Source organism: Pseudomonas pichavaramensis (assembly GCF_050473265.1).
Lineage (GTDB): Bacteria > Pseudomonadota > Gammaproteobacteria > Pseudomonadales > Pseudomonadaceae > Aquipseudomonas.
Genome location: NZ_JBJKFJ010000019.1, coordinates 32,167 through 52,186, shown reverse-complemented (window position 1 = coordinate 52,186; position 20,020 = coordinate 32,167). Strand labels below are relative to the sequence as shown.

Here is a 20,020-nt window from a genome sequence, read left to right as displayed (position 1 = left end):
CGGTGCTGGAGTCATTGTGAAATAAAAAGCCAGCCTTTCGGCTGGCAACGGGAAACAGCAATCATATTCGCAGAGGGTGTTTAGTTGCCGGTGAAGCGCCCGGCTCTGCGCTCCAGGAAAGAGCCAACTCCCTCCCTGAAATCATCGCTCTTCAGGATCGGCAACAAATCTGGAATTAGGCGATCCATCGCAATTTGCTCACCTTCGTTAATCGATATCCGAGCATTTTTGATCGTTGCTGCCACCGCCAGTGGTGCCTGCTGAGCTATCCGCTCAGCGATCTTCATGGCTTCGTCAAATTGCTGGCCAATGGGGTAGACCGCCTGAACTAACCCCATCCGATAGGCGTCATCGGAACCGAATTCGTCTCCAGTTAGGAGATAGCGCATCGTATTGCCCCACCCGATATTTTGAGCAAATCGAATAGTTGCGCCGCCCACGGGATACAAGCCACGTTGGACTTCGATCTGGCCGAACCGACAATTGTCAGCCGCAACCCGAATATCGGCTGCGAGCATCAACTCCAACGCCAACGTGTAGCAGATCCCGTGAGCAGCAACGACAATCGGCTTGCTCACTCGACGCGACTGGTCGAGGCCGAAAGGATCGCAGGTGCCAGGTGGCAGATCAGGAAAGCCTCCCTTGGTGAACTGAACAGCCCACTGCTCCAGCTCAAGCCCTGCAGTGAAATGCTTTCCTTCTCCGTACAGCAGTCCACAGCGCAATGTTGGGTCTGCATCCAAGACACCATAAGCCACAGCTAGCTCAAGATAGAGATCAATGTCCATCGCGTTCATCTTCTCGGGGCGGTTGAACCCGATGCAAAGAACATGGCCACGCCGTTCTACTTTGACTTTATCGACCATCACACACCCACTCGAAATTCATCGTTAATTCGTTGTTGTTGGCATTCATGACTTCCAGGACAGGAAGGGTCTACGAAACTAGGGTCAATTCAGTTGACTAAGAGCTGGCACAGACCCATCAGCGCGCAGTGGAATAGCCGCCATCAAGCGGGATAACGGTGCCGGTGATATAGGCCGAAGCCGTCGACGACAGGAAAATTGTAGTGCCGGCAATGTCAGAAGCCAGACCAATGCGGCCACATGGGATGGTCTTAGTGAGCTCGTCGGCGTGATCCTTGATCATGAACTCGATCATCTTGGTCTCGAACGGGCCGGGGGCAATTGCGTTCACATTGATGTTGACGCGAGCAAGATGCGCGGCGAGATGGCGGGTCAGATGATGCACTGCCGCCTTGCTCGCCGAGTACGAAAAGTTGTCGTACTCAGGGGTGGTAAGGCCATCGACCGAACCGATATTGATGACACGAGCTGGGTCTTCGCTGGTGCCAGCGGCCTGAAGTGCAGTGCCGAGCTTTTGGGTCAGGAAGAAGATGGACTTAAGGTTGATGTCCATAACCTTGTCCCAGCCGCTTTCGGGGAATTCACCGAATTTAGCGCCCCAGGTGGCGCCTGCGTTGTTCACCAGAATGTGTAGCTTGGGCTCGCGAAGCAGAAACTCTTCGGCAAAGAGATTCATCTGTTCAGAGGAAGACAGGTCGGCGGGAATACCTACCGCTTCTCCATGCTGCTTCAGCTCGGCCTCTGCCTCTGCACATGCCTCCGCCTTGCGCGAAACCACATAAGTTTTAACGCCAGCCTGCACGAGGCCTTTGGCGATCATCAGGCCAATGCCGCGTGTACCTCCGGTTACTAAGGCGACCTTGCCTCTTACATCGAAAAGACTGTTTTTGCTAGTCATACTTTTGCTCGCTATGTGTTGGTACTGGTAGTGCATCTCAACACGATGGTAAATAGTGAGATTTTTAATCTATGGAAGTAATGAGTACACGTTGAAGCCGTTGCATGTAACGGCGGTGGTGTTGATCCACAATATCCAAGTCAAAATGGCCGCCTGAAAAACGGGTCGGCCATTCAGCCAATTGAAAGACATCAATTCAATTGAGTTTGGTAATGAGATTACCACCGTCAAGCCATCAACGAATACCGGACTGGCGTAAGGCTGCGGGTGTGTAAGCATTCTCACGGAGGTCTGGAGAAAAGTCCCAGGCTTTAGGCTCTTCATTTTTCAGACCCATCGCCAAATAACGACCACTGATTAGGTCATGAACACTTTCAACCGTGTACCAAGGCAATTGCCTATGAAAGAAGTATTGAGCGTGAGCTTCTGCCATGCGCCATAGGTTACCTCGTCCGTCATAGTGATCTGCTATCGAGACAAGCCATGTATCTTCATCAATATAGATATCTCGCTTAGCATATATGTGGCGCTCTCCAGTTTTTAGGGTGGCGACAACATGCCAAACGCGATGAAGCTCATAGCGCGTAAGATCAGGGTTCAAGTGGCCAGGCTTGATGATATCAGCATATTTCAGACTTGGATCATCTAGCTTGTAGCTATTATACGGGATGTAAACCTCCTTCTTGCCCTCTAGCTTCCAGTCGTAACGATCAAGCGCTCCGTTATACATATCGAAGTTATCGGAAGTTGTCAGGCCCTCTGATGCAAATCCTGGCCCGTCATAAGATACCTGGGGGGCGCGGCGAACCCTGCGCTGTCCAGAGTTATAAAGCCAAGCCATTCGAGGCTCACGAACTTGATCGAGTGTTTCATGCACGAGCAGTACATCGCCGGCCAGACGCGCCGGGAAAGTAATACGGTGCTTGAAGTAGAAGAGGATATTGTCAGGCGGGTTCTTCATTTCATAGAACGGAAACGCTTCTACATCGAATCCAACAGGTGTGTAGGTTCCGTTGACTTGCGGAGTTACCTGGATAAATTGTCTCCGGACTTTACTTACATAGTGAGTAATATGGTTCCACATCGCCTCCGCTCCGCTCTTGGGGGCAGGGAAAGGGATGCCTTTGTGATAGTTGTTAACTCCGTTACCGCCTTCAATCAAAGTGACTGAGTTAACGTTAGCTTTGGTTGCTGCAAGCCAATCGTCAGGAAAACTCGCGGAGCGGTGGGTTGGATATACTGGCATGCGATAGCTATCTGGATAGCGCTTCAGCATGGCTAGTTGGCCAGGAGTCAACCGGTCTTTGTACTGTTCAGCGTTTGCAGCAGTGATAGTGAACAGCGGCTTCTCATTTTTGAATGGATTACTGAGAAATCCCTTTCCATCGACTGGAGAGGCGTCTTTCGCCAATCCACCAGTCCAGGCTGGGATTTCCCCGCTCGCATTACCACCAGCTTCGGCGCCAACCGGTGTCAGATTCTGGCCGATTCCAGAAACCTCAGCCAATGCGTTGCAGGAAACTAGCAACAGAGCTGTAGCAATCGCGCTAAAATTACTTATTGTTTTCATGATTTAGTCCGGATCAGAAGGTTATGCCAAAACTAACTGCGATAAAGTCTCGATCAACTAATGTGTTGTAATCACCGCCAAAGAAGTTTGTGTATGAAATGCCAGTGGTGTAGGTGTTGCGATAGTCGGCATCAACTCCAATACTTATCGCCTTAGATCCCTCATTGAAACCAGGGCTATAGCCGTCCACGTCGTGAGTCCAGGAGATATTCGGCTTGAGGTTCACGCCAGCGAATACATCGTTGTAATCGAATATTGTACGTACTCGATAACCCCACGATTGGCTTGTGTAAAAGCCATGCTTGTCACCATTTATGCTGTAGGAGCCATAAACTGGATCCCGCCCATAGTTCAGGCTCGTGGGGCTGGCCGATGACATACCGCTAATAAATGTTGCTCCCAGCTCCCCAACCAAAATGATCCGATCAGCCATCAGGGCTTGATCAAAGAAGTGCGTCAAGGTGCTTTGGATCTGTGTAAATTCCTTTCTGCGATACCCTCGGTTTTCCGAGCCTGGGCTCGACTGGATTGGGGAAACGGCTCCACCTGCAATATGGTTTACGAGGGCGTAGGTCAGGTCAGGCCCATTCAGTTGAACCGGCATGTTTGGGCGGTAACTAAGCTCTCCAGTCCAGGCAGTTCCCGTAGGCAATGAGGTAGAGAAACTAAGACCGTAGAGTTGGATATCTTCTGGGTACTCCAGAAAATAGCTACTGTTACCCAAGACTGTGGATTGAGCTAAACCAATACCGCTTCCTGGAGCAATGGCTTCAGCATTACCGATAATTCCAGGCAGAGAGGCGTGCACTGAAGCACTAGCTGTTCGCGTGCTGAAGTTTGGGATGTTGCTATGGTTGTTTATGAAATATGCACCCAGTTCAGTATTATCGAGCATCCATCTCAGCGCTATCCCAAACTGCCCGCTATCACGAGCATCACGGTCACCATCGCGCTTGATTACCACTCCTTCACTGGAGATATCGAACCCAGCACCCGCAGCAGCAGCAATTGGCTCTAAAGGAGCGATAGCTGGCGAGCCAACGGCATAGTTGTTGTCGCAGCCATCGGCCACAACATCGATGGAAGAGAAGAAAGTTCCACAATTATCAACTACGGTTTGATCCCACTCCAGTTGATAAAAGGCTTCAGCAGTTAGGTTTTCTGCCAATGACTGAGAAACATAGAACATATTGACTGGGATCAGGCCTTCTTTGATTTCCGCGCCGGGCCTTCTGAAAGCGGAGACATCAATAGGGTTGATTGAGTTTATGCCGCCTTGAATGAAGGTGCTTTCACCCCAGCTCACGACTTGCCGGCCCAGCCGGACGGTGCCGGGCAGATCACCTATGAAATAATTCTTATAAGCGAAAGCATCCAGAATCTGTCCGCCCGAAGACTGTGCGCCTTCTTTCCGGTTGTGATCATAAATATCTTTGAACTGTCGACTTTCGTCTTTCAGCTCGAAGTCATACCAATATTTTCCACGGATGAAAACGCCACCATCACCATACTTCAACTCTAGATCGTGAAGACCCTTAAAAATTTTGGAGACAGTTTCTCCATTCTTGAAGTTAAGCCGACCATCATCGCCCACCGAAGCTTGGCCACGACCACCATTAACATCGCCGATTAGTTTCTTGTCGGAATCGCTGGTAGCCCAACTAGAACCTAATGTCACGGTTGAGTCAAAGCTGCCATCGATTTCGCCAATTTTAAAATTCACACCAAAAGCGGGCATGGCCATAACACTGGCCAAGCTAATTGCTACTTTCAGCCTGAGCAGCGGGAAGCGGCTTTTTGTTTTTTTCATCCACATATCCCCATCGTTAATTATACTTTTTTGGACGCGAAGGTGTTCGTAAGGCGAAGTTAAGTGCCCTATTAATATCTCTGGTTTTTAGTTAAGCATATGCCAAGTTAAGTTAAAGGCTTAGCGGTGAGTATTTAGGAAGTGTCGAATGCCTCTAAAGCTCTTGCGTTCGATTGGTGGCTGCAAGGATGTGCTTTGGCGCAATAGCTATAAAGGGCCGCACAAGAGCTGGAGGTAGAGTATGTGTATAAAAATAAATGCACGTACTCGCATGAACTCGCGTGCGTGGTCGATTTATGATAATCATCTATTTTTATTATTGCCATGACTACCCGGCCTCGGAAGAAGTAGAGACTACATGTCGCAGGCTGTACTCTTTATGTGGTTTGGTTTTACGGTGCTTCGCTTCTCAAGTTAGATAATCGGATCGCTGGTCTGGTGTCCCGTTAAAAAGTAACTTGCGAAATGCTTCGTCAAACTCAAAATCATCAGATTTTAAAAAGAGCCGCCCTTACGAGCGGCTAAAGTTTGGCTAGCGTCGACCAGCCCATTCACATCTAACCGTTAAAAACAGCAGTGCTACACACAACGAGCTTTCTGTCGTGCATAGGGGCTAAAGCATTTTTCAATACTGGCTCAGTTCACTTTCACGACGACCTTGCCTACATTGCGTCCCGCAAAGAGCTGAGTCAGCGCATCTGGGAAATTCTCAATTCCTTCCACGCAATGGTGTTGGCAGTCCAGACGGCTCTGTGCAATCCAGCGACTCATGGCGGCCATAGCAACGGGAAATTTCTCCTCATAATCACCGACCAACATTCCTTTAAGCGAGGCCCGTCGCGTCAAGAGATTCAAGTAGTTGCCTGGCCCCTGCACCGTCCCGAGGTTGTCGTACTGGGAAATCGCGCCGCACACCACGATTCTCGCGCCCAGCTTGATCTGGGCTAGCGCAGTATTGAGGATGTCGCCGCCGACATTGTCGAAATAGACGTCGATGCCATCGGGGCACGCGGCGCGCAATTGGCCCGCCACGTCACCGGCTTTGTAGTCGATGCATGCAGCAGCGCCGAGTTGCTGTTTCACGAAGTCGCACTTACTCGCGCCACCAGCGATGCCAACCACATGGCAGCCCAAAATGAGGGCCATCTGGACCACCATTTGACCAACCGCACCAGCTGCTGCTGACACCACGACCGTTTCGCCAGGTCGGCAGGCGCCTACTTCTAGCAGTCCGAAAAAAGCCGTCATTCCTGGAGCACCTAAGGCAGACAGCTGATAGATCAGCGGCACCGCTGAATCATCGACCACACGAACCTGGTCACGGGTGGTTAAGGCATGGCTCTGCACGCCAAGAAATCCGATGACAGCGGTGCCCTCGGGTAGGCTAGGGTCACGACTGGCGATTACTTGCCCAACGGCTCGTGCGCGCATGACATCGCCTATCGCGACCGGAGTCGTGTACGTTTCGGCGGTGCCGATCCAACCACGCATAGCTGGATCGACTGAGACGTACTGGTTGTGTACGAGAACCTGGCCTTCGCTGAGCTCAGGAGGTGCCTCGTGGGTCACCTGCCAAGTTCGCTCGTCAGGTGCCCCTGTCGGGCGAGTTGCTAGCCGAAGCTGTGTGCAAATTTCCTGTCTCATTTAGATCAACTCCAATCCCACTCAAAGGTTCCACCTGCGCGCTCGCACATCTTACGAAGCACGTCGTCGTAAACGGCAAAGCTCTCCATGCCGGCGATGGGAGACGCTTCCAACACCTCGCGCATTTGTTCTAGCGGCACTCCGTCTAGATCAAAGTCCTGCGTGAGAGCGAAACGTTGGAGGTGGTTCAAGAATTTCGGCGATACGGGTGGCATGGTGCGGTGCACCACGTCTTTCATGGCGTGATCCAATGTCACGAATTTAACCCCGAGGTCTTTGAAGGCCGAGAGGATGTCATCCATCGCATCCATCGCAATCGCAGTGCCATGGATCAGCCAGATGTAGGGGATATCGCGACCGAAGATCCGACGGGCCATCTTCGAGTGGTTGTGCAGCATCATGACTGCGGCATTCACGTAGCTCGTTCGTAGCGCTTGCACACTAGCCATGTCCTTATTCATCAGGGCGCGGGCGTAGGGGACAATCCATGCAAAATCGCCGAACCATGCGGTGACGGGCGCATTCCTATAGCCATTGAGCGCGAGAAAGTCCTCCACTTCGCCACGCTTGGCTTCGGAAGGGCTCGTCATGTCCATGGCGTAGCGGAAGTACCGGCTGGGTGCTTTTTCAATCAGGTCGCCGATGACATCTTCTGAGCGCTTGATGTCCTCGCAATAGCTTTTGGCAGACACCCAATTCAGGCAGGCGTGACAGTGTGTGTGATTGCCGAGGTGGTGACCGCTGTCCACCCAATGCTCCAGCAACTCCTTCAGTCCGCGATCTTGATCCAGCAGAGAGGTATGCGCGAAGCCATAGACACCGCCGATCTGGTGTTTCGCCAGAGTTTGTATCAGTGAGGTTACGATGCCTTCGCGTGTGTAGCCTGGCGGCAGTGGTGAGCCGTCCCAGATCAGCATATCGTCAATGGTGACTACAACTTCAAGCGGCAGCGGCTCTTTGGAGAGGAGGCTCATAAATCTTGTCTCTTGTTATATAGTCCTTGCATAGTAGTGATGGTGCAGATAGTGGACTTGTGTCTACGCGCACTCTTTCTTGCTCCCCAGCGAACTGTGCGCTCGCAAGCAGGACTCCCTCCGCAAGTCTCAGGTTTTATGAGGCCAGAATGTCTGTCAGGAGATGAGCTGTGATGACTTTTAGCTTGGCCAACGAATCGCCCATTCTGTCTTTCTCCACCGAAAGCGTACCGACTGTGTGGCAGCTCGACGCGTGGGAACGCGTTGTTGCCGATCTCCATGGACAGGAGGCTTTTCAGGGCGCGCGAGTCGCAGGCTATCGCGGTAATCTCGTCGCTAGGGTAGGTGGCGACGCCCAGCTCGTGGCGTTTGAGGGAGCACAGGCGGCAAGTTCGCGAAGTGAGAAGCAAGCCAGCTCTGATGGTGTGAGCCGCTACGAGCTCGGGCTGGTAACGAGCGGAGAGTTCGAGTTAGAGCATTGCGGCCATCGGATTCGGCTCCAGCGCGGTGATGGTGTGCTAGTCGACATGTCGCGTCCGCACCAGATGCTCTATCGCCAGCCGCTCTCAGCCACCTTTATTGCCTGCGACCGCACGCTGTTGGATGCAAAGCTGCCGGGGTTGACGCATGCTTGTGGTATCGGCTTTGCGCCAGGTAGTGCAACTCTCGAAGCCCTCTTCGGCTATGCCGACACCGTGCGGGCCAACCTTGGTCGATGGCAGGCCCATGAGTTCGAGCGGGTGATGATGCACTTGCTCGATCTCACGGCATTATTGCTCGATGGGCAAAACGATCTCAGAGGAAGTGCACACACGGCGCAGTCCGCACTGCTTCATCGACTGAAGCAATTCATTCACGCTCACCTGGACGATGAACATCTGACACTCCCCGGCGTCGCGGCGGCCAATGGGATATCGGCGCGCTACATGCAGAAACTTTTCCAGCTAGAAGGCAGTTCTCCAAGGGAATATTTGTTGGAAGCGCGACTCCAGCGCGCACAGATGATGCTGCGTCAGCGCCCCTTGAGACATAAGGTCTCCAGCATCGCGTACTTGGTCGGCTTTAGCAGTGCTAGCTACTTCAGTGCAGCCTACAAGCGTCGGTTTGGTATAGCTGCCAGAGATGATGCCAGGGGCGGGGGCTAGGCCACCGGGAGCGAGCCCCTCAACGCAGCTATCGTGCCTTAATGAGAGCCGACTCCAAGCTACTGACCCCAATAGCTTCTAGAGTCGTTTTTTCTCACGCCATTACCAATGAGTATTTAAATCGAATTTATGTAGGAAGCTTGTGTGTACGAAGTCGCCGACATCCCATCGACGACAGATATCGTAGATCACGATATCTGTGTAGATAACTGCGGGCTTTCGATTTGTTCTGGTTAGCTCTTCGATTTGTGTAGGTGTGACATCTAAGTCTATCCATTGTCAATCAGTAACGATGCAATATTCAGCATATGGATAGCGTTCACGGACGATACTTACCGCTTCATCCTGACAGACCTTGGCTCCTGGCATGGATATGCCATCGCCGTAGAGAAGATCCACAGTTTCAGTCAGCTCCTTCATGGCTTGCACCCATAAAATCTGCTTTTACCGGACACAGAGTTATAGAGTAAGCCCTGATGGAAAATTATTGAGAAAGTATCTTGCATTGTGTATGTGTGCATGTGCGTATTAGATAATGTGCACATAAATTCTTTCCATAAAGGTATTAGATGTTCACGTAATGTGCGGTTGGGCGGGGTGGTAAATTTCCTTGGCAGAAAGCACGTCACGAAGGTGTTTTGAGTTTGATAAGAGTGTCTTGACACCACAAGTGCGACAGGCCGCCGCACCAGACGGCCTAATCTTTGAGGTGGGGTGCGCCTGAGATCCAGGCGTGCAATCTGTGGCAAGTTGTCGCAGATGATTATTTATGTCGATGTGAGCCGCGTTTATTTGTTGGCGAGGTAATTTTCCTTAGCAGGATTAACTTCATGTGACGGGTATCCAGGGGCGACGGTTTTGGTTCCCCAGCACTCGCATGTGTAGCTTGGCTGTGAGCGTCGCAGCAACCGATATATACAACTAAATAGCAAATCAGGCTATCGATTCCTGGTTTTTTCAACTTGTTGATCGGCATGGTAGGACGAGCGCACCAATGGTCCTGATGCAATATTCTCGAAGCCCATCCGGCTACCTTCATCCGCGAGCCAGGAAAATTCGTCCGGATGTACGAAACGCTGAACTGGCAAATGATTACGCGAAGGCTGTAGATACTGGCCAAGGGTAAGCATGTCAACGTCATGCTCACGTAGGCGTCTCATCACATCAATGACTTCCTCATTGGTTTCCCCAAGCCCCAGCATGAGGCCTGACTTGGTCGGTACATTCGGTACTAGCAGCTTGAACTTTTTCAAAAGATCTAGGGACCACTCGAAATCCGAACCCGGTCGTACCGCTTTATAAAGGCGCGGTACAGTCTCGAGGTTGTGGTTGAATACGTCGGGTGGCTCACTGGTTGTTATCTGCAAGGCGACGTCCATACGGCCACGATAATCCGGGACCAAGGTCTCCAGCTGAACACCTGGCGATAGCTTACGGATTTCGCGTAGGCAATCGACAAAGTGCTGGGCGCCGCCATCGCGCAAGTCATCGCGATCGACCGAGGTAATGACCACATACTTCAGGCGCAGGTCAGCAATGGCAATCGCCAAGTTGCGGGGTTCATCAGCGTCTAGGGGCTTTGGGCGACCATGACCGACATCGCAGAACGGACAGCGACGGGTGCAGATGTCACCCATGATCATGAAGGTTGCCGTGCCTCCAGAAAAACACTCACCTAGGTTCGGACAGGACGCTTCTTCGCACACACTGTGTAGTTTGTGCTTACGAAGAATTTGCTTAACACGCTCTACCTCGGGACTGACCGGAATTTGTACTCGTATCCAATCCGGCTTACGTGGAAATTCATCGGTTGGAATGATTTTTACCGGAATTCGAGCGACCTTTTCCGCGCCACGTAATTTAACCCCTACCTCCACTTTCACTTGGGACGCTTGGGATGTTTTTTGTAGTGTGCTCATACGCTCTCCACTAACTCATAACGGCGGCGGGAGGCGACGGTTTCGGTGTTCACGGTGTCTGGGTACGCACCTTCGAGCCCCATCAGTACAGCCTTGTCGCTGCCATGTCCTTTGCCGGTGGCGCCAAGCGAGCCGTAAAGTTCGACTTTGACGCAAGTGATTTTCGCTAGTAGCCCTTCATCGCGCATGCCTTCGACAAAGCGCGAGGCGGCGCGCATCGGGCCGACGGTGTGGGAGCTGGTGGGGCAGATGCCAATTTTGAACAGGTCGAACACGCTTAACGACATGGTTGTTCTCCGATTTCTTATTAGAGGAATTGGCGCAATCTTCGGTTGGACACATATTTTTGTGAGAGCGGATTAACCGCCTCACGCTTGATGATTCGTGGCATCGAATGATTCCCAAATGGAGTCCTAGCGCAGGAACGGATCAGCTCGTTCCTGCGCTTATTGAGTTCAGTAACTCAGCTGCGATACACCGGGAAGTCGCTGCACAAGGCCGCGACTTGTCGGGCGATGTGGGCCTCGACATCAGGATCGCCGAGGTGGTTGAGAATGTCGCAAATCCAGCCAGCCACTTCGATACTCTGGGCCTCTTTGAAGCCACGGCTTGTAATCGCTGGCGTGCCGATGCGCAACCCGGAGGTCACAAACGGCGATTGCGGATCGTTGGGTACGGCGTTCTTGTTCACGGTAATGCCGACGCGACCTAGGGCCGCATCGGCGTCCTTGCCGGTCAGACGCTGCCGGATCAGGCTAACCAGGAACAGATGGTTGTCGGTGCCATCAGACACCACGTCATAACCGCGCTTGATAAATACGTTCGCCATGGCTTGGGCATTGCGGATCACCTGCTCCTGATAGGATTTGAACTCCGGCTCCAACGCCTCCTTGAAGCACACGGCTTTGGCCGCGATCACGTGCATCAGTGGGCCACCTTGGCCACCGGGAAACACGGCGGCATTGAGTTTTTTCTCCAGGTCAGGATTGGACTTTGCCAGAATCAAGCCACCGCGCGGTCCACGCAGAGTCTTGTGGGTCGTTGTGGTGACCACGTCGGCGTAAGGCAGCGGACTCGGGTACAACCCGACCGCCACCAGCCCGGCGAAATGGGCCATGTCGACGAACAAGTAAGCACCGACCTTGTCGGCAATTTGGCGCAAACGCGGAAAGTCCAGGGTTTTGGAGTAAGCCGAGAAGCCGGCTATGATCATCTTCGGCTGGTGCTCGACGGCCAAGCGCTCGACTTCATCGTAGTCGATCAGTCCGGTACGGACGTCGATACCGTACTCCTTGGCATTGTAGAGTTTGCCGGAAAAGCTCACTTTGGCGCCGTGGGTCAAATGCCCGCCATGGGCCAGGCTCATGCCCAGCACAGTGTCACCGGTTTGGAGCAGCGCCAAGAACACTGCCGCGTTGGCTTGGCTGCCGGAATGCGGTTGGACGTTCGCGTAATCGGCGCTGAACAATTGCTTTGCACGGTCGATGGCCAGTTGTTCGACCACGTCGACGTGCTCGCAACCACCGTAATAGCGCTTGCCGGGATAGCCTTCGGCATACTTGTTGGTCAGACCGCTGCCTTGCGCCTCCATCACCCGTCGGCTGGCGTAGTTTTCCGAGGCGATCAACTCGATGTGATGTTCTTGCCGCGCGTCCTCGGCATTAATCGCGGCTAGCAGTTCGTCGTCATAGCCTTTGATCTGGTCGTGTTTGCTAAACATGGTGTGATCCTCTGTTGTTTTCAGGCGTAGTCAGCGATGGACGGGCAGGCACAGATCAGGTTGCGATCGCCAAACACGTTGTCTACCCGGCCAACCGGCGGCCAGTATTTGGCGTCCACCAAGGTGTAGAGCGGGTAAACCGCCTTCTCGCGGCTGTACGGGTGCGACCACTTGCCAACCAGTTCCGCCGCGGTGTGCGGGGCGTTTTTCAGCGGGTTGTCGTCCTTGTCCAGCGTGCCGTTTTCCACCGCACGGATTTCTTCGCGGATACGGATCATGGCGTCGCAGAAGCGGTCGAGTTCTTCCTTGGATTCACTTTCGGTCGGCTCGATCATCAGCGTGCCGGCTACAGGGAACGACATGGTCGGTGCATGGAAGCCGAAGTCGATCAGGCGCTTGGCCACGTCGTCGACGCTGATGCCGCTGCTGTCCTTGAGCGGGCGCAGATCCAGGATGCACTCGTGCGCCACCAGACCGTTGCTACCGGTGTACAGAACCGGGTAGTGCTTTTCGAGCTGACGAGAAATGTAGTTGGCGTTGAGAATTGCCAACTGTGAAGCGCGCTTGAGACCCGCGCCACCCATCATGCGGATGTACATCCAGGTGATCGGCAGAATGCTCGCGCTGCCGAACGGTGCCGCACAGACCGCGCCTTCCTTGCGTTTCATCTTGCCGTGGCCCGGCAGGAACGGCGTCAGGTGCGACTTGACGCCAATCGGGCCGACGCCTGGGCCGCCACCGCCGTGGGGAATGCAGAAAGTCTTGTGCAGATTCAGATGCGAGACGTCGCCGCCAAACTTGCCAGGCGCGCAGAGACCAACCATGGCATTCATGTTGGCGCCGTCGATGTACACCTGACCGCCGTGGTCATGAATGATGTCGCAGATTTCGCGGATCCCTTCTTCGAAGACGCCGTGGGTCGACGGGTAGGTGATCATCAGCGCGGCGAGGTGTTCGCGGTGCTCGATGGCCTTGGCGCGCAGGTCTTCGATGTCGACGTTGCCAAGAGCATCGCAGGCGGTCACCACGACTCTCATGCCAGCCATTTGCGCGGTGGCCGGGTTGGTGCCGTGGGCAGACGACGGGATCAGACAGATGTCGCGACGGTCTTCGCCACGGCTCCGGTGATAGGCGCGGATGGCCAGCAGGCCGGCGTATTCGCCTTGGGAACCTGCGTTCGGCTGCAGCGAGACCGAGTCGTAACCGGTGGTAGCGCAGAGCATCGCTTCCAGTTCATTGGTCAGTTGCTGGTAGCCGGCGCTTTGCTCGGCCGGAGCGAAGGGGTGCAGGGCGCCGAACTCTGCCCAGGTCACAGGGATCATTTCACTGGCAGCGTTGAGTTTCATGGTGCACGAGCCCAGCGGGATCATGGTGCGATCCAATGCCAGGTCCTTATCCGCCAACTTGCGCAGGTAGCGCATCAGCTCAGTTTCCGAGTGATAACGGTTGAACACCGGGTGAGTGAGGATTCGAGATTTGCGCACCAAGGCCACTGGGATGGTGCTTTGCACGCTCGCAGCAAGAGTGGCGAAGTCCGGCAGCGCGCTGCCTTCAGCCAGCAAACTCCACAGATTCTCAACGTCGGCCTGGGTGCTGGTTTCATCGAGAGACAAGCCCAGACGTTCAGCATCCACTACGCGCAGGTTGATCTGTTGTGAATGAGCCCGCACGTGCAAGGATGAGGTTTGCCCGCCAGTTTTGATCGTCAGGGTGTCGAAGAAATTGACTTGTTCGACGTTCAAACCCAAAGTGCTTAAGCCTTTGGCCAGAATCGCGGTGAGGTGATGCACACGCTGAGCGATCTGCGTCAGGCCTTTCGGGCCGTGGTATACGGCGTACATGCCGGCAATGTTGGCCAGCAGCACTTGTGCGGTGCAGATGTTGCTAGTGGCTTTCTCACGGCGGATGTGTTGCTCGCGGGTTTGCATCGCCAAGCGCAGCGCCGGCTCGCCGAAGCGATCCACCGAGACACCGACTAGACGACCCGGCATGTCACGCTTGAACGTTTCCTGGGTGGAGAAGTACGCGGCGTGCGGGCCACCGAAGCCCAGTGGCACACCGAAGCGTTGCGCGCTGCCGATGGCCACGTCAGCGCCAAATTCGCCCGGCGCGGCCAGAAGGGTCAGGGCCAGCAGGTCGGCGGCCACCGCGACCAGCGCATTGGCGGCGTGGAATCGCTCGGTCAGCTCGCGATAGTCGAACAGATCACCATTGCTCGCCGGGTATTGCAGCAATGCGCCGAAGAACGGCGTTACGTTGCTCAGATCACGCTCGTCACCCACCACTACTTCGATCCCCAGCGGCTCGGCACGGGTACACAGCACGTCGAGGGTCTGCGGGTGGCAATGCACGGAGGCAAAGAACGCCTGGCTACCTTTGTTCTTGCTCAGGCGTTTGCAGAAGGTCATCGCTTCAGCAGCAGCGGTGGCTTCGTCGAGCAGCGAGGCGTTGGCGATTGGCAGGCCGGTGAGGTCGCTGATCAGGGTTTGGAAGTTCAGCAGTGCTTCGAGACGACCCTGAGAAATTTCCGGTTGGTATGGGGTGTAAGCGGTGTACCAGGCCGGGTTCTCCAGCAGGTTGCGCAGGATCGGCGACGGCGTGTAGGTACCGTAGTAACCCTGGCCGATGAAGGTTTTGAACAACTGGTTTTCGCCAGCGATGGCTTTGATTGCGGCGAGGGCGTCAGCTTCGCTCAGGCCGTCCTCGAGACCGAGCACGCTGGTACCTTTGATACTGTCCGGAATCACGCTCGCAGTCAGCTCTTCCAGGGATTCAAAACCGAGATTGAGGAGCATGGCTTGCTCGTCATCGGCACGAGGGCCAATATGGCTAGCGATGAATTCATTACAGGTGTCGAGGAGCGCAGTCATGGGACATCCTCACTCCCCGGCCTGGTCTTGGATCAGCTGGTTGTAGGCGACCTGGTCAAGCATCCGTACAAGTGCAGCCGGCTCAGCAGGTTGAAAGCGGAAGAACCAGCCTTCGCCGAACGGATCTTCGTTGACCAGTTCCGGGGTATCAATGAGCTTTGAATTTGCTTCGACGATGTCGCCAGCGAGTGGCATGCCGATGGTGCTAGCGGCTTTGACGGATTCAAGTACCGAGACCTCAGCGCCGACTTTGAAACTTCCCAACTCCGGGACCTGGACGAATACTACATCTCCAAGCGCCTGCTGGGCGAAGGCGGTGACACCGACAGTGACAGTGCCGTCAGCTTCGATACGCAGCCATTCGTGATCTTCAGTAAAACGCAATTCGCTCATATCTAATCCTCATTGTTCTGACTCATCCACGGTGGGGGTGGATGGCGGTAGGCAGACTCGACTCCGGTAGCGAGCGCGTCCGATGAGGAATATGCAAGGGCAATGCCAAATATAATTATTGTTTTAAATCAAATGGTTAAGGTGTTTTTAAGTCGTTAATTGGAACTGTCCGTATTGAAATAAATACATTATCCGGGCTGGCAGAAAGCGAAAGCCGAGGTAGACGGGCGCAAAGGTTTCGTCGTGGTTTCGATACTGCGTATTGATTTGCGCACAATGTTCTTTGGAGCAACGACCATACACCCTGCCCAAGACTTCAAGGCCTGCCGGGAATACCGTACTTGCGCAGTCGGATGGCAATCGCACTGTGTGAAGTCTGCAAACGCCCCGCCAGTAACCGGCTGGAGGGATAGCTGCTGTACAGCTGCTCAAGGAGGTTTTTCTCAAAACCTGCGACAGCTTCCTCCAAGCTCGTTACCTCTACAGTGCTCTGGCGCTCCACCGCCGTGCGCGCAATGTCCAGATCGTCGAGTTCCACCACAGAGGTTTCACAAATGGCTGCCGCCCGAAAGATCACGTTTTGCAGCTGTCGCACGTTGCCCGGCCAGCGATTGCCGAGCAGGGCGGGAAAGGTGCTGGGAGCTAAGTGGCAAATCGGACGCTGGATCTGCGTACAGGCCTGCCGCATGAAGTGCTGGGCCATCAACAGGATGTCGTTGCCGCGCTCGCGCAGCGGCGGCACCTGCAGATTGAGCACGTTGAGGCGATAGAACAGGTCCTCGCGAAAATCGCCTTCGCTAACCATTTTTTCCAAGTTGCGGTGTGTCGCACTGAGGATCCTGACGTTGACCTTGACCTCTCGATCCCCGCCAACCCGACGGAAACACCCATCGCTCAGAAAACGCAGCAGCTTAGCTTGCAGATACGGCGACATTTCCCCGATTTCGTCGAGGAATACCGTACCTTGATCGGCCAGTTGAAGCAGGCCAAGCTTCCCGCCCCGTTGCGCGCCGGTGAAGGCGCCCGCGGCGTAGCCGAATAGCTCACTCTCGGCGAGATTCTCTGGCAATGCCGCGCAGTTCAACGCCAGGAACGGCGCGTCACGCCGACTGCTGATCGCATGACAGGCGCGGGCCACCAACTCTTTACCCGTGCCAGTTTCGCCTTGAATCAGCAGCGGTGCATCGAGCACCCCCACGCGATGGGCGCGAGCCTTGAGTAGATGAATGGAAGGAGAATCACCGAGCAGCGCATCAAACCCATCGGCGGGGTCATGGCGCAGCGCCGACAGACGCCCGACGAGTCGGCTAGGCTGGTAGAGCGTTATTAAAGCGCCGGCCTCAGTGATCGGCATAGCATCGAGCAACAAGGTCTGGCCACCGAGGCTGACCTCCCGCATCGGCAAGCGAAAAGCGTGTTCGATCAGCGACGTCAACAAATCAGAATCATTGAACAGCTTGGCCAGTGACTCGCCTGCCGGCTCGCGCCCACACAAGGCAATCAGCGCAGGGTTGGCCAGCAGAACATGGCCGCATTCATCCACCGCCAGCACCGGGTCGGAACTGGCAGCAAGCAACGCATCGAGCTGCAAGTGTCGACGCTGTCCAGGAAGGAGGTCGACCACTTTCACTGCCTGCACGCCCTGCACCCCGAGAAGGGCCTCTCGCAACTCTTCCAACACCTCGACACCAAGCGTCGGAGCATCAATGTAAACGTTCGGCGGGACCATCTCCACTGCATCCAAATTGAAACTGCGCCCGCAAAGCAGGGCTAGGACTTCCTGGGTGATACCTACTCGATCGATGAACGTGACGTGGATACGCATAGGTGACCTGACGAGGGTGCGTTTGACTGGGCGAAAAGCGGAGTGATCTGAGAGGCGAAACCTCATGCCAGAAATCTGTACGCCGTGCTGCCGAGCGAAAATTCATTGACAGGCAAGACAATAGCCTATAATTGTACTGGTACATAAGGTGTTTTGTACCATAAACCTTGATGATGTCGGAGCAAGCATGACCATTCCACTCGAAACCCACCTGACTATCGGCGGCCTGATTTTTCCGAACATGGATCAGTGCGACTTCACCGGCCCGTTCGAAGCGTTGGCGCGTGTGCCAAATTCGACCTTTTTGACTATCTGGAAGGACAAGGAGCCTGTTCGTGATCTCTTCGGAATGCTGTTGCTGGCTGACACGACGTTGGATGAGGCTCCACAACTCGACGTGCTGCTTGTTCCAGGCGGATATGGGCAGGAAGACTTAATGCACGATGAGGTCGTGCTGTCTTTTCTCCGAAAGCAAGCAGCAAACGCAAAGTACGTTTTCTCAGTTTGTACCGGCGCATTGTTGTGCGGCGGGGCTGGGCTGCTTGAGGGGAAACGCGCGACAACCCATTGGACTGCTATGGAAACACTCCCGTATTTTGGAGCCATCCCAAGTGATGAGCGTGTTGTCATTGACGGGAAATTTGTCAGCGCTGGCGGAGTGACTTCCGGGATAGATGGTTCGCTGGTACTGGCTTCGCTGTTGCGAGGAGACACGGTAGCCCAGGAGCTACAACTCTATATGGCTTACGATCCGGAACCGCCATTTCAGGCGGGCTCACCCAAAAGCGCCCCCTCAAATGTCTTGCGCGCGGTCACAGAGCGGGCAGGGCCAATAACGGCCAAGCGTCTCGGAACTGCTCGCGCTTATCAAGCCGCACGAGCCAATAAAGCATTGGCCGAAGCTTAGGTTCACGGCGGGGGGAGCTTTCTACACGGAGAGCGAGGCGATCAATGCCAACCAAAGTACTTGGTGGCATTGATCATTGCTTCTCGCTCAAGCGGAGAGTGTCGTTGCCACTGCGTGGCGCGCAGCGAGAAGTGCGTCAACAAACACGATGCTCTGTTGCGGAGTCATTTTTGAGGAAGTGATCCTAATGCCCGACTGGGGGGCGACACAGAAATCACGCCCCGTACGCACGAGCCAACCAGCATCAAACAGCCGCTCAGCAACTGCACGCTCATCGGCGATGGGTAACCACAGATTAAGCCCTGCACCTCCAAGCACGCGAAAACCCTTTTTCCTCAGCAAAGTAAGCAGCGCTGTATGGCGCTCGATATAAGCTGCGCCGCCTGTGCTGAATTTTCTGCGCATCGCTGGGCTAGTGAGAAGCTGCAGAGCCAAACGTTGCAAGAACGTACTAACCCAGCCCATTCCAACAGCCTGTCTGTTTTCGAGGCTCTCTACTGTCTGAACGTCCCCAGTTGAGACTGCGAGTCGATAGTCAGGCCCCAAAAATTTGGATAACGACCTGACAACGAGCCAGGGTCCATCATCCCGAACATGCCAAGGGTTGTAAGGGGCAAGCTGTAGAAGGCTGGAATGATCGTCATCTATGAACAGAACATCATCGGCATTGGCAGCGATCTCTTTCAGTGCCAATGCGCGCTCTTTCGAGGTCGAGACGCCCGTTGGATTCTGTGCACGGCTACTAAACAAAACGGCTTTTACGCCCCCATCGAGCGCTGACTGCAAGCTTTCTGGTAGGATCCCGTGCTGATCGAGCGCAAGCGGTACCAGTTCAAATCCCATCAAGCGCGTCAAGGCTAGCAAACTCATATAGCCGGGATCCTCTACACCAATCTTGTCACCCGGAACGAGCCCGGCCGCGTCGAGGGCGCGCTCGATCAAATCGAGAGCGCCGGCGGAAACAAAAATGCCCTTATCCACGGGTACATCGTCTGCCGAGAAGCATTCCACTGCCCATTTCACGAATTCTGGGTTATTCCGCTGCTCACCATAAAGATGATTCTCCAGATTCATCCGAGAGAACGCGTCGCGAATATCGTTCTCGTCGGGAAGAAAGGCTACATCAGGGTTGCCGTCACGCACTGACATCATCTGAGGGAGGCCGGATTCGGATGATGGGCCGGGCGAAGACTGGTTCGCGACGATCGAACCGCGTCTCCCATCAGACACCACCAAGCCTGCCGTCTGTAATTGACGATAAGCAGCAACCACAGTGTTTTTGTTGACGCCTAGGTCAGCGGCAAGGCTGCGCACAGTGGGAAGGCTTTCACCAGGCTTGAGACGATCATCCAGGATGGCCTGCTCAATCGCACGCCGAATCGATTCTGCCTTGCCTTCAGCAATTTCATGGGGTTGCAGCTTGAACATTCAAATCCTCGACTAACTTTTTGCGATCGCTCAACCCTTTCGAGAGGGGTG

At 54.4% G+C, this 20,020-nt stretch carries 16 protein-coding genes and 1 pseudogene; 2 read left to right on the top strand and 15 right to left on the bottom strand.

Annotated features, from left to right (window positions below):
* Positions 1 to 80: 80 nt before the first annotated feature.
* From ACJRW5_RS23280 to ACJRW5_RS23255, 6 genes are all read right to left on the bottom strand, one after another.
* Entirely contained in the window at positions 81 to 866 is a 786-nt protein-coding gene (locus ACJRW5_RS23280) for a crotonase/enoyl-CoA hydratase family protein (protein WP_484572871.1), read from the bottom strand.
* A gap of 118 nt (positions 867 to 984) precedes the next feature.
* A complete protein-coding gene (locus tag ACJRW5_RS23275; protein ID WP_484572852.1) occupies positions 985 to 1,764 on the bottom strand; it encodes an SDR family oxidoreductase in 780 nt (259 codons plus the stop codon).
* A 235-nt stretch (positions 1,765 to 1,999) separates the two neighbouring features.
* The gene (locus tag ACJRW5_RS23270) at positions 2,000 to 3,337 is read right to left on the bottom strand and encodes a DUF1329 domain-containing protein (protein WP_484572870.1); all 1,338 of its coding nucleotides are present in this window, start codon (positions 3,335 to 3,337) and stop codon (positions 2,000 to 2,002) included.
* A 10-nt stretch (positions 3,338 to 3,347) separates the two neighbouring features.
* Positions 3,348 to 5,144, bottom strand: coding sequence for a DUF1302 domain-containing protein (locus ACJRW5_RS23265; protein ID WP_484572869.1), 1,797 nt, complete (start codon positions 5,142 to 5,144; stop codon positions 3,348 to 3,350).
* A gap of 636 nt (positions 5,145 to 5,780) precedes the next feature.
* Positions 5,781 to 6,788: an NADP-dependent oxidoreductase gene (locus ACJRW5_RS23260; protein WP_484572851.1), complete on the bottom strand. Its 1,008-nt coding sequence runs from the start codon at positions 6,786 to 6,788 to the stop codon at positions 5,781 to 5,783.
* Positions 6,789 to 6,793: 5 nt separating this feature from the next.
* Complete coding sequence (locus ACJRW5_RS23255) at positions 6,794 to 7,762, bottom strand: polysaccharide deacetylase family protein (protein ID WP_484572850.1); 969 nt, start codon at positions 7,760 to 7,762, stop codon at positions 6,794 to 6,796.
* A gap of 173 nt (positions 7,763 to 7,935) precedes the next feature.
* Between ACJRW5_RS23255 and ACJRW5_RS23250 the strand changes: the two genes are divergently transcribed.
* Positions 7,936 to 8,907 carry an AraC family transcriptional regulator gene (locus ACJRW5_RS23250; protein WP_484572849.1) on the top strand — a complete coding sequence of 324 codons (972 nt, stop codon included), beginning with the start codon at positions 7,936 to 7,938 and terminating at the stop codon, positions 8,905 to 8,907.
* 102 nt (positions 8,908 to 9,009) lie between these two features.
* Here the strand turns inward: ACJRW5_RS23250 and ACJRW5_RS23245 are convergent, their stop codons facing one another.
* The 8 genes and pseudogenes from ACJRW5_RS23245 to ACJRW5_RS23210 form a co-directional block, all read right to left on the bottom strand.
* Entirely contained in the window at positions 9,010 to 9,180 is a 171-nt protein-coding gene (locus tag ACJRW5_RS23245) for a DUF6957 family protein (protein WP_484572868.1), read from the bottom strand.
* Between the two features lie 6 nt (positions 9,181 to 9,186).
* Complete coding sequence (locus ACJRW5_RS23240; RefSeq protein ID WP_484572848.1) at positions 9,187 to 9,327, bottom strand: hypothetical protein; 141 nt, start codon at positions 9,325 to 9,327, stop codon at positions 9,187 to 9,189.
* Positions 9,328 to 9,845: 518 nt separating this feature from the next.
* The gene (gene lipA / locus ACJRW5_RS23235) at positions 9,846 to 10,826 is read right to left on the bottom strand and encodes a lipoyl synthase (RefSeq protein WP_484572847.1); all 981 of its coding nucleotides are present in this window, start codon (positions 10,824 to 10,826) and stop codon (positions 9,846 to 9,848) included.
* A gap of 26 nt (positions 10,827 to 10,852) precedes the next feature.
* A pseudogene (locus ACJRW5_RS23230) lies at positions 10,853 to 11,113 on the bottom strand (serine dehydratase beta chain); the annotation flags it as partial.
* A 176-nt stretch (positions 11,114 to 11,289) separates the two neighbouring features.
* Entirely contained in the window at positions 11,290 to 12,546 is a 1,257-nt protein-coding gene (gene glyA, locus ACJRW5_RS23225; RefSeq protein WP_484572846.1) for a serine hydroxymethyltransferase, read from the bottom strand.
* 20 nt (positions 12,547 to 12,566) lie between these two features.
* A complete protein-coding gene (gcvP, locus tag ACJRW5_RS23220; protein ID WP_484572845.1) occupies positions 12,567 to 15,416 on the bottom strand; it encodes an aminomethyl-transferring glycine dehydrogenase in 2,850 nt (949 codons plus the stop codon).
* Between the two features lie 9 nt (positions 15,417 to 15,425).
* Positions 15,426 to 15,809 (bottom strand): glycine cleavage system protein GcvH, encoded by a 384-nt coding sequence (gcvH, locus tag ACJRW5_RS23215; RefSeq protein ID WP_484572844.1) that lies wholly within the window; start codon positions 15,807 to 15,809, stop codon positions 15,426 to 15,428.
* 316 nt (positions 15,810 to 16,125) lie between these two features.
* Positions 16,126 to 17,634 carry a sigma 54-interacting transcriptional regulator gene (locus ACJRW5_RS23210; RefSeq protein WP_484572843.1) on the bottom strand — a complete coding sequence of 503 codons (1,509 nt, stop codon included), beginning with the start codon at positions 17,632 to 17,634 and terminating at the stop codon, positions 16,126 to 16,128.
* A 187-nt stretch (positions 17,635 to 17,821) separates the two neighbouring features.
* On the opposite strand from ACJRW5_RS23210, the gene ACJRW5_RS23205 reads away from it, so the two are divergent.
* Entirely contained in the window at positions 17,822 to 18,541 is a 720-nt protein-coding gene (locus ACJRW5_RS23205) for a DJ-1/PfpI family protein (protein WP_218482281.1), read from the top strand.
* Positions 18,542 to 18,628: 87 nt separating this feature from the next.
* On the opposite strand, the gene ACJRW5_RS23200 is transcribed toward ACJRW5_RS23205, so the two are convergent.
* Positions 18,629 to 19,969 carry an aminotransferase class I/II-fold pyridoxal phosphate-dependent enzyme gene (locus ACJRW5_RS23200; RefSeq protein WP_484572842.1) on the bottom strand — a complete coding sequence of 447 codons (1,341 nt, stop codon included), beginning with the start codon at positions 19,967 to 19,969 and terminating at the stop codon, positions 18,629 to 18,631.
* Positions 19,970 to 20,020: the final 51 nt, after the last annotated feature.

Bases quoted from the DNA above. Each gene is read 5' to 3' on its own strand.
- ACJRW5_RS23280 (WP_484572871.1), bottom strand. From the start codon at position 866: ATGGTCGATAAAGTCAAAGTAGAACGGCGTGGCCATGTTCTTTGCATC.
- ACJRW5_RS23275 (WP_484572852.1), bottom strand. From the start codon at position 1,764: ATGACTAGCAAAAACAGTCTTTTCGATGTAAGAGGCAAGGTCGCCTTA.
- ACJRW5_RS23265 (WP_484572869.1), bottom strand. From the start codon at position 5,144: ATGAAAAAAACAAAAAGCCGCTTCCCGCTGCTCAGGCTGAAAGTAGCA.
- ACJRW5_RS23260 (WP_484572851.1), bottom strand. From the start codon at position 6,788: ATGAGACAGGAAATTTGCACACAGCTTCGGCTAGCAACTCGCCCGACA.
- ACJRW5_RS23255 (WP_484572850.1), bottom strand. From the start codon at position 7,762: ATGAGCCTCCTCTCCAAAGAGCCGCTGCCGCTTGAAGTTGTAGTCACC.
- ACJRW5_RS23250 (WP_484572849.1), top strand. From the start codon at position 7,936: ATGACTTTTAGCTTGGCCAACGAATCGCCCATTCTGTCTTTCTCCACC.
- ACJRW5_RS23240 (WP_484572848.1), bottom strand. From the start codon at position 9,327: ATGAAGGAGCTGACTGAAACTGTGGATCTTCTCTACGGCGATGGCATA.
- lipA (WP_484572847.1), bottom strand. From the start codon at position 10,826: ATGAGCACACTACAAAAAACATCCCAAGCGTCCCAAGTGAAAGTGGAG.
- glyA (WP_484572846.1), bottom strand. From the start codon at position 12,546: ATGTTTAGCAAACACGACCAGATCAAAGGCTATGACGACGAACTGCTA.
- gcvP (WP_484572845.1), bottom strand. From the start codon at position 15,416: ATGACTGCGCTCCTCGACACCTGTAATGAATTCATCGCTAGCCATATT.
- gcvH (WP_484572844.1), bottom strand. From the start codon at position 15,809: ATGAGCGAATTGCGTTTTACTGAAGATCACGAATGGCTGCGTATCGAA.
- ACJRW5_RS23210 (WP_484572843.1), bottom strand. From the start codon at position 17,634: ATGCGTATCCACGTCACGTTCATCGATCGAGTAGGTATCACCCAGGAA.
- ACJRW5_RS23205 (WP_218482281.1), top strand. From the start codon at position 17,822: ATGACCATTCCACTCGAAACCCACCTGACTATCGGCGGCCTGATTTTT.
- ACJRW5_RS23200 (WP_484572842.1), bottom strand. From the start codon at position 19,969: ATGTTCAAGCTGCAACCCCATGAAATTGCTGAAGGCAAGGCAGAATCG.